Source organism: Streptomyces sp. NPDC052701 (assembly GCF_040678355.1).
In the GTDB taxonomy this organism is placed as follows: domain Bacteria; phylum Actinomycetota; class Actinomycetes; order Streptomycetales; family Streptomycetaceae; genus Streptomyces.
In genome coordinates this window covers 59,006-62,115 of record NZ_JBFATO010000024.1, presented here as the reverse complement: position 1 = coordinate 62,115, position 3,110 = coordinate 59,006, and the positions used below count along the sequence as shown (strand labels likewise).

At 74.1% G+C, this 3,110-nt stretch carries 4 protein-coding genes; 3 read left to right on the top strand and 1 reads right to left on the bottom strand.

Going from position 1 to position 3,110, the window contains the following annotated elements:
* The 3 genes from AB0L29_RS24750 to AB0L29_RS24740 all read left to right on the top strand — a co-directional run.
* On the top strand, positions 1-954 hold a 954-nt coding region (locus AB0L29_RS24750), incomplete at its 5' end, for a Gfo/Idh/MocA family oxidoreductase (RefSeq protein ID WP_365829941.1).
* A 21-nt stretch (positions 955-975) separates the two neighbouring features.
* Entirely contained in the window at positions 976-1,593 is a 618-nt protein-coding gene (locus tag AB0L29_RS24745; protein ID WP_365829940.1) for a TetR/AcrR family transcriptional regulator, read from the top strand.
* Between the two features lie 36 nt (positions 1,594-1,629).
* Positions 1,630-2,424, top strand: a complete 795-nt coding sequence (locus AB0L29_RS24740; RefSeq protein WP_365829939.1) for a VC0807 family protein — start codon at positions 1,630-1,632, stop codon at positions 2,422-2,424.
* A 175-nt stretch (positions 2,425-2,599) separates the two neighbouring features.
* Here AB0L29_RS24740 and AB0L29_RS24735 read toward each other — a convergent pair whose 3' ends face one another.
* Positions 2,600-2,965: a DUF1330 domain-containing protein gene (locus AB0L29_RS24735; RefSeq protein WP_365829938.1), complete on the bottom strand. Its 366-nt coding sequence runs from the start codon at positions 2,963-2,965 to the stop codon at positions 2,600-2,602.
* Positions 2,966-3,110: the final 145 nt, after the last annotated feature.

Genomic DNA, 3,110 nt, shown 5'->3' with positions numbered 1-3,110 from the left:
GTCGCGGGCCGCTCGGCGGACCGCGCGGCCCGGTTCGCCGAGGAGTTCGGCTGCGCGCCGGAGCCGGACTACGAGGCGCTGCTGAAGCGGCCCGACGTGGAGGCGGTGTACGTCTCCACGGCCACCGCCCTGCACCACGTCTGGGCCGAGCGGGCGCTGCTCGCCGGCAAGCACGTCCTGGTGGAGAAGCCGATCGGCACGACGGCCGACGAGGCGCGCCGGCTGTGCGCCCTGGCCGAGGAGCGCGGGCTGGTGCTGCGGGAGAACTTCATGTTCCTGCACCACCCGCAGCACGAGCACGCCGCGCGGCTGGTGCGCGAGGGCCGGCTGGGCCGGCTGAGCTCCTTCCGGGCGTCGTTCTGCATCCCGCCGCTGCCCGCCGGCGACATCCGCTACGACGCCGGACTGGGCGGCGGGGCACTGCTCGACGTGGGCGTGTACCCGCTGCGGGCCGCGGCCCTGCTGCTGGGGCCGGACCTGCGGGTCGCCGGTGCGACGCTGCGCGTGCGGGCCTGCGACGGGCTCGACCTGTCGGGGCAGGCGCTGCTGGTGTCGGCGTCCGGGGTGCTGGCCGAGGTCTCGTTCGGCTTCGAGCACGCCTACGGGTCGTCGTACACCCTGTGGGGGGATCGCGCCCGGCTGACGGTGACCCGCGCGTTCACCCCTCCCCCGGCCCACCAGCCGCTGCTGATGCTGGAGGAGCAGGACCGCGAGGAGCGTCTCACCCTGCCCGCGGCCGACCAGCTCCAGGGCAGCCTGCGCGGTTTCGCCCGGGCCGTGCGCGCGGGCGGCGGTCCGGGCGAGGCGCAGTGGCGCCGGGGGGCCGTCGCGCTGATGCGGCACGTGGAGGCGGTGCGCGACCTGGCCGTACGGCATCCGGTGGACCCCCCGGAGACGGCGCCGGAGGCCGCGCGCGAGCAAGACCGTGACACCCCACCCACCCGCACGTCGTGACCACGTGAAGTGCCGAGCCTGATGACCAAAGAGCAGAAGACCGCTTCCCGCACCTTCACCCAGCAAGCACGGAGGGCTCAGATCGTCCAGGCGGCCATCGAGACGGTGGCCGAAGTGGGCTACTCCCACGCCTCGTTGCAGCGCATCGCCAAACATGCCGGGCTGAGCAGTACCGGCATGATCTCGTACCACTTCGCCGGCAAACCGGAGCTGATCGCCGAAGTCGTCGACACCATCTTCCGGACCCTGCGGGAGGCCGTCACGTGCCGCGTCGGGCAGGAGACGACGTACCGCGGCAAACTCGGTGCCTACATCCGCTCGCACGTCGACTTCATCGGCTGCCGCCCCGAGTACACGCTGGCCCTCATGGACATCGTGGCGACGGTCCGCCGCGAGCGGATCGAGGGGCTGGAGGACCTCAAGGAGAGGGCGCTGTCCCTCGCGGAGCTCGTGGACCTGCTGGACGCCGGGCGGCGGGCGGGCGAGTTCGGCTCCTTCGACTCCTTCACCACCGCGCTGGTCATCCGCGGCGCGCTCCACAGTCTGCTGTGCCACCGGATGCTGGACGTGAACCTCGATCTGGACCGCTGCGGACGGGAGCTGGTCCAGGTCGTCGACCGCTGCACGCAGCCCGCGTGACCGACCCTTTCCCCCCACACCCGCCAGGAGCACGCCTTGTCCACTCCCGCCTCCCCCCAGGAAGTCCCGGACCCGCACGCCTCCGATCCCCCTGGCACCGACGGCGACGACCGGGCGGACGACGCGTCGTCCCCGCGCTGGGGATTCGCCGTGACCGTCCTGTGCGACATCGTCCTGCCGGTCGCGCTCTACTACCTGCTGCGCGGCGCCGGGTTCGGTGAACTCGCCGCCCTGCTGATCAGCGGTTCCGCGCCCGCCGCGCACACGCTGTACTCCGCCGTTCGGCACCGCAGGCTCGACGCCATCGGCGTGTTCACCCTGGCCGTCCTCGCGGCCGGCGCGGCCGGCTCGCTCCTCTCCGGCAGTCCGCGGCTGGCCCTGGCCCGCAACGGCGTGTTCACCGGGCTGGCCGGGGTGTGGCTGCTGGTCACCCTCGCGACCTCGCGCCCCTTCACCTACCAGGCCCTGGTCTCTCTGATGCCGGGCCGGGCCGCACGGCTGGAGCGGGTGTGGCAGGGCGACGCCGGTTTCCGGCGCGTCTGGCGCGCCCTGACAGTGTTGTGGGGCGTGGGGCTGCTCGTGGACGCGGTGCTGCGCGTCGTCATGGCCTACACGCTGCCGGTCGACTCCGTCCCCGCCGTCGACGGCGTCCTGTACGCGGTGACCTGGGTAGCGCTGCAGATCGTCACGCAGGTCACGCTGTACCGCACCGGCACCATGGCCAAGATCCTCGGCCCGAGGAACGGGAGGAACGGGAGGAAGGGGAGGAAGGGGATGAAGGAGAGGAGGAGCGGCCGGACGGCGACTGCGGAGCCCGGCGCCGGCGGCTGAGCGCGGCGCGTCCCGCGCGGGTCCGTCCCGCGCGGGTCCGGCCGCGCAGCAGCACGCACGGCCGCGGCGGCAGCCCGGCGCGCGGGCCGGCCGCGCACGCCGACGGACGTGCCCGCCCGCGTCCGGCCGGGGCCGCTGCCCCATCGCCCCACAGCCCGGCCGGGCGCAGGCGGGTTCATTCCGGGCCGGTCGGCTGGCCGGCGGACAGGGCCTCCCGCATGGCCTTCGCGGTGACGGCCGGGTCGTAGTCCTCGGGGACGCCTTCGACCAGGATGATGTCGCCCCCGACGTGCCGCGAGCGCAGCGGCGCGATCTCCTGGTAGGCGGGCGAGTCCCACCAGGCCCGCGCCTCGGCGATGCCGGGAAAGCCGATCACCACGACATGTCCGGGCCAGGCGCCCTCCTTCACCTCGTGCTGCGTGACGTGCACCAGGAAGCGGCCGCCGTACGGTGCGAAGGTGGCGGGGATGCGCTCGACGTACTCGGCGATCTCCGGGTGCGGGGCGGCCTCTTGCAGGTGGGCTATGACGTAGGCGGGCATGGTGTCCTTCCGGCCGGTCGGGCTCCGTACGCGGATGATCGTGGCACCTGGCTGTGCCGGGGTCGATTTACAGGCCCGGAAAAGACCCCCGCCCCGCCCCGGGGCCGCCCCGGGTGGCGGGCGGCGGCCCCGGGGGGGGCGCGGG

Bases quoted from the DNA above. Each gene is read 5' to 3' on its own strand.
- AB0L29_RS24745 (WP_365829940.1), top strand. From the start codon at position 976: ATGACCAAAGAGCAGAAGACCGCTTCCCGCACCTTCACCCAGCAAGCA.
- AB0L29_RS24735 (WP_365829938.1), bottom strand. From the start codon at position 2,965: ATGCCCGCCTACGTCATAGCCCACCTGCAAGAGGCCGCCCCGCACCCG.